The sequence below is a fragment of the Spirulina sp. 06S082 genome (genome assembly GCF_034932145.1).
Taxonomy (GTDB): Bacteria; Cyanobacteriota; Cyanobacteriia; order Cyanobacteriales; family Spirulinaceae; genus CCY15215.
This window is the reverse complement of sequence record NZ_JAYGHV010000450.1, coordinates 1-5,227: the sequence shown is the minus strand read 5'-3', so window position 1 is coordinate 5,227 and position 5,227 is coordinate 1. Positions and strand designations below refer to the sequence as shown.

The 5,227-nt window shown below is 37.6% G+C and carries 5 protein-coding genes; all 5 read right to left on the bottom strand.

Annotated elements, in window-relative coordinates:
• The coding region (locus tag VB714_RS26680; RefSeq protein ID WP_323228325.1) for a DUF1802 family protein at positions 1-1,193 on the bottom strand (1,193 nt) is incomplete at its 3' end.
• Positions 1,193-2,494, bottom strand: coding sequence for a hypothetical protein (locus tag VB714_RS26675; RefSeq protein ID WP_323228323.1), 1,302 nt, complete (start codon positions 2,492-2,494; stop codon positions 1,193-1,195). The genes VB714_RS26680 and VB714_RS26675, both read right to left, overlap by 1 nt.
• Positions 2,461-3,705 (bottom strand): P-loop NTPase fold protein, encoded by a 1,245-nt coding sequence (locus VB714_RS26670; RefSeq protein ID WP_323228321.1) that lies wholly within the window; start codon positions 3,703-3,705, stop codon positions 2,461-2,463. The genes VB714_RS26675 and VB714_RS26670 overlap by 34 nt, the downstream gene beginning before the upstream one ends.
• Positions 3,706-3,759: 54 nt before the next feature.
• Positions 3,760-4,440 (bottom strand): hypothetical protein, encoded by a 681-nt coding sequence (locus VB714_RS26665; RefSeq protein ID WP_323228319.1) that lies wholly within the window; start codon positions 4,438-4,440, stop codon positions 3,760-3,762.
• A 171-nt stretch (positions 4,441-4,611) separates the two neighbouring features.
• Positions 4,612-5,227, bottom strand: a 616-nt coding sequence (locus VB714_RS26660; RefSeq protein WP_323228318.1) for a cobaltochelatase subunit CobN, incomplete at its 5' end; no start/stop codon positions are given.

Below are 5,227 nucleotides of genomic sequence, written 5' to 3'. Positions count from 1 at the left end.
GCGTTGAGTTTTACTAATCTCTCTAAGGTTTCAGGACGAATCACATTCATTTTATGATTGAGTGTGGTTTGTTCTGTATGAGAGGTTAATTCTCCCGCAGCAAAGATAATTTTTAGAGAAGACTCATAGCGCTGTTTGGCTAAAACTTTATAGCCTAATTCTATCAATTGTCCGGCAGTTTTTGAAGGAACTTTATCGGTTTTGCTGGCTTTACATTCTCCGACAATAGGATAGGGTTCTTCTGCATAAAAATCTAATCCTCCCGGTCCCCCTGTTGTTTCAGGATCGAGACTTGCTTGGGAGTTTTCGTTGGAGTTGCGAAAACCGAGAAATACTAAACTTTTGCGAACTAATCTTTCAAATTCGTGACCGTTGCTGGAGTTGCCAATTTCTGCTATTTTATCAATCCATTCTAAGTTATTTTCATCTAATTTTAATTTATTTTCTGGAGGTATAATCGGGGGAGATGGAGATGAAATGCGATCGTCAGAACTGACAATAGGTTTAGAATCGGAAGGACGAGGATCGGTTGGTTTTGGTGTTTGTGTTATTGTTTTAGGCTTCTTTGTTGGCGGATTTGTCAACTCTTTCTGTAATTCATCAAGTAGACTATCGATATTTTTTACTTTGGGTTTTTTGGGTTGGGGAATTTGTCGATTTTCGAGTTGTTTACATTGTTGGGAAAATTCTTCATCGCTGAAAACGGGATGAGATTGCGCGATCGCAATGGGTTGAGATAATCCTGCGATTTTTCCCAGTTCCTCTTCTGCGTCAGGAGTTGGAGAAATGGCGATCGCTTCTGGAAGTCGGTAAACACGCAAATAGGCGAAAAATAAATAGGAAAAATTATCTAAATTTTCTTCTAATATCGCTTTTTTCCAAATCGTTAATTGGGATAATATTTCTAATTTTTCATGGTTCCTAATAGTTTCGCATTTTTCACATTTTGCCCATAATTTTACAGCAATGGTCTCAGGAGTAGGCTTTTCCAGTATTTTCTTTGCTGTTTCTACAAAATCTGAATGATAGTATTCTTCAGGAGTGCAATCTAGTTTAATATTAACGGGATATAAAGCAAATTCTCGTCCCGGACGTAAGGACATTCGAGACATTGCAACGATTGTTTCATTTTGAAAGAGTGCTTCTATATCCGGAGCAGGTAAATAGAGAGCAATGCGTAATTGTTTAGTCATTATTCATCAAGTTCAATTGTAATACAATTATCAGAATATTCAAAGATAGAAACTATTTTATGAACCATCTTTACGATATGATTTGAACCCAAACTGGTTTCAATATAAAGATTTGTTCCAGCAATTTTTTCACTTGAATTAAGATCTTCAGGATTTTTACTAACATAAGATCGTGTAGTTCCTTTGAGTGTAAGTAATTTTTCAATCTCCCGTTTATGGTATAAATTCATCAGCGTACAAACTGTGATCAAAAAATCTCGCCATGAATTAACTTCGTATTGATTATCTTGAAACGTAAAAGCCCGAATAGGCTTTCGTGTATAATTTCTCTCAAACCATTGTTTTTCTATTTCATTATCCTCAGCATTTTCTATTTCAACTATTTTTTCATTGTCTGGTTCTACAATCTTTCCCTTATCCACAACAACAACTTCATATTCTTTCGATTTATTATTTGCTTTTCCCTTCACTTCTTGCGAACTTTCAGAAATTGGACTCTTTTCTCCTATAATTTCTTCACTATCATTTGAATCAATTGAGTCTGTATCTTCTAAAAATCCATCTAATTCATCATCTTCTGTATCTAATTCATCCTCTGGTGATGTAAATACTGATTCTAGTAGGTCATCATCCTCAATTATTTCCTCTTCTATGATAGGAATAGGATTGCTTAAAATTTCCAGCAATAGAGGATTTTTTAGTGTATCTTTCAAAGAAAACAGTGAAATTTGTTCGTCACTCAATTGATAGCGTTCACGCTGTTGATAAACACCATAGAGATAAATCAGAGATTTAAGTTCTTTTAACTTTAAATCGACCCATTCACCACCAATTTTGTTAACTAGATAATTGAGAGTTTTCTTTGCTTCCCAAGTTTTTTTGATTTTTTTACTTTTCGATCGCACAAGACAACCACGAGTTAAATCGAAAGATTTATAGTCAGTCAACCGATTGATTCCAGCATTAACAGCAACTCCATGAGATTGCTGTATAACAGCAACTCCTATTTTGAATTCTTGCTCTTTTTCGATCCCGACGATTTTGAAGTTAATCCAGCCATTATTTTTACTTTTGGGAGTAATATCGACAACTTCTTGAATAACCAAACTTTCGATTTTTTCTCCACTTGCTGTTTCTCCTGAAATTTTCTGATCGATCAACGTATTAAACCCAAATCTCAAAATTTCTGCAACGCGATCGCGATCTTCTAAAAACTCTTCACTAATGCTTTCTTCTTGTTCTCGACTGAGAGCTAAATTAAATCGTTCTAGAGGATTTTCTGGGAGAATATCTTCTTCCACTTTAAAATTATCTGCACACCAGCGCAAGGCTTCACGAACTGTTGGTTTTTCTCGTTTCGCGTGATTTCTGAGTTGTTGTTCATCAAAGGGATAAGGGGATGAGGTGGAACTAAATTTTTGTTTGTATATAAGATATCGAGCCAGAGTTTAACTAACTCAACTATTGCATTAGGATTAACAAATTGTAATTCAATCTGTTTCCCTTGAGTATAAGTTGAAAGGCGATCGGGAGTTCCTCCCAGAAAGCCTTCGTTTAAGTTTCGCCAAGTATCAGGCAGCATTACTGTTAAAATTACAACTCCTTTTCCAACTTTAGCTTGGCTTAAAGTATCGTAAAGCGATTTAATCAATAAAGAGATAACTTGCGGACTGGTTAAACCGGATTTATTAACTTTGTCTGGATCGGTTTCAAGTTCATCAAAACAAATAACAATTGAACTATAATAACCGACTAAATTGAGTATCTTACGAATATTTCCCAGTGCTTCAGCTTCTCGATCTTGATTGCTTTTTTCTGGATTATATGGGAGTCCAAGTGTTTGAGCATGAGAGGGTTCTAATTCGTTCCCAGCTAACCATTTTATAGCATAGCTTGAAGCGCGTTCTGAAAGTGTCCAGAGGATACCGCGAATAATATAAGGATCGATATGGGGTTTCTTTTGACCAATTTTTTGACTAAGAAGCTCAATCAGATTTTTGCCTTTGGCTAAACTAGCTTTATAAGCATGGTCGAATTTTTTGCTAAGGATTTTTGCTGTTTTGGAAGTTGAAACAACTTCATTCACCATTGCTGTTGCAATTTCTTGCCATTGCATGACATCTTGACTCCCCACACGAGCCAAACTATCAGCAACAGTTTGCTGAAACTGATAATTGATCAAGTTTAAATCAGTATAATTTAGGACATTAGCATAAACAAATGTTGTATTTCCCTTCTGTCCTAATTGATAACGCACGCGGTTAACAAGATGAGTTTTTCCCTGTCCTTGTTGTGCGGTCAAAACTAACGAGGTTACTTTAGGAGATTCATTAGTTTTGACTTGTTCTAATGCTTGTAAAACAGTATCCGACGCATGAGCATTCAGAGTGGTGACATCGGGAACTTTTCCCCAAACATTTTGCTCTCGAACAATTCCCACTTTGCTGAAAATGTTTTGATTTTTAATAACAGTGTGGACTGCTTCTAAAGGAGAAGGTGTTGTGTTTTCCATCGTGAGTGACTTCGCGGGATAATTAGGACAGAGGGAAGGGAAATTAAGAAGGATTTAAGGGTTGAGATGTTTGACGTAATAGCGAAATGCACCACTAGGAAGGGTTAAAGAATCCTCTCGCTTATCTGGGGTCATATCCGGCATTTCTCCCGCCATAAGCTGTACAATATCCTCGGCCTGCATTTCTACTAGCCAATTGTTGAAGTGCGATCGCGTTACTTTTTCTCCAATTTCCCGACGAAGCTGGTAAATTGGCACTAAATGTCCCAGGTTGTAATCCTTGTTTAAACGATGATACACTTCTAACAGCATTTCTTGAAAGCCTTCGTAGGACTCAAGGCGAGGAGAAAGAGGTGGTTCAATGGCAGGGGTAGGTGCAATTGTTGGTGTAGACTCATCAATATTCCGAATCCATTTCAGTAAAGCATTAGGGACTTTTGTGCCGACTTGATTACCTTTGAATATAAAGCTAGGGCTTTTTAGTCCTCCTTTTAATACTTGTAATCCTTTTTCCGTCAGAGAAACTTTTTCCGATCGCCCTTTTTTGGTCATTGCGATCGCCTCTATTTCTTGCAATTCCTCAAAAATCGGTTGATAATCCTTAGATTTTTCCCGAGTTCTCACTAATTTTTTGTTGAGTTCGCCTCTTTTGACCTCGGTTGTTAAACCATCTAAGTCCCAGAGAAATAAGAGTAAGCGAGTTTTGGCGTTTTCTACCTGAGCAGGATTTAGCATATTTGTACTTCTTTTGAGTTCCCTAAGTAAAATTGTAACTGTATTCTGTATTTATCATAATATCTCTTACCTGAAAAAGGGTACAACTCTCCATATTGAGAAATAAATCGAAATGTAGCAAGGTTTGCTATACTCTGATTTGTCCCATGACAGCACGTAACTGATTTAAGATTAGATTGTTTCTTCGATCGCACCTTCTGCTTGATTGGCCAGCATTTTCAGCGCATCTAGAGTCTCCCGACTCGGCGATCGCCACAACTCGCGCTGATGTGCTTCTAACAGCCTTTCTGCCATATCTCGTAAAGCCCAAGGATTCTTTTCTTGGATAAATTCTTGTACATTTTCAGACAATAAATAGGCTTCTGCGACTCCTTGATACATAAAGTCTTCTACACAGTTTGCTGTTGCATCATAAGCAAACAAATAATCAACTGTGGCCGCCATTTCAAAGGCTCCTTTATACCCATGTCGCATCACTCCAGCAATCCATTTAGGGTTGACGACGCGGGACCGATAAACTCGAGCAATTTCCTCTTTTAATTGGCGTACTCTGGGGTTAGCAGGAACAGAGTTATCGCCAAAATAAGTGATGGGATTTTCTCCTTTTAAACTGCGAACGGCTGCGGTTAATCCCCCTTGAAATTGATAGTAATCATCGGAGTCTAAGATGTCGTGTTCTCGGTTATCTTGATTGTGGAGAACAATTTGCAAATCCTGCAAGCAGCGCTCAAATGCTTCTGGGGAAGAAATGCCTTGAATGCTACCATTTTCTGAGGGGGAATAAGCG